Origin of the sequence: Rosenbergiella metrosideri (assembly GCF_022602565.1) — a bacterium.
In the GTDB taxonomy this organism is placed as follows: domain Bacteria; phylum Pseudomonadota; class Gammaproteobacteria; order Enterobacterales; family Enterobacteriaceae; genus Rosenbergiella; species Rosenbergiella metrosideri.
This window is the reverse complement of sequence record NZ_JALBCV010000061.1, coordinates 1-296: the sequence shown is the minus strand read 5'-3', so window position 1 is coordinate 296 and position 296 is coordinate 1. Positions and strand designations below refer to the sequence as shown.

3 tRNA genes are annotated in these 296 nt (G+C 50.7%); all 3 read right to left on the bottom strand.

Annotation, left to right across the window (positions count from 1 at the left end):
• Positions 1–3: 3 nt before the first annotated feature.
• Positions 4–79 (bottom strand) — tRNA-Val (locus MKR94_RS16495).
• A gap of 32 nt (positions 80–111) precedes the next feature.
• Positions 112–187 (bottom strand) — tRNA-Val (locus tag MKR94_RS16490).
• A gap of 32 nt (positions 188–219) precedes the next feature.
• Positions 220–295: transfer RNA gene (locus MKR94_RS16485), tRNA-Val, on the bottom strand.
• Between the last annotated feature and the right edge of the window lies 1 nt (position 296).

Genomic DNA, 296 nt, shown 5'->3' with positions numbered 1-296 from the left:
AAGTGGTGGGTGATGACGGATTCGAACCGCCGACCCCCTCCTTGTAAGGGAGATGCTCTACCAACTGAGCTAATCACCCACTTCGGTATAAAAATACCTTTTGGCTGAATTTGGTGGGTGATGACGGATTCGAACCGCCGACCCCCTCCTTGTAAGGGAGATGCTCTACCAACTGAGCTAATCACCCACTTCGGTATAAAAATACCTTTTGGCTGAATTTGGTGGGTGATGACGGATTCGAACCGCCGACCCCCTCCTTGTAAGGGAGATGCTCTACCAACTGAGCTAATCACCCA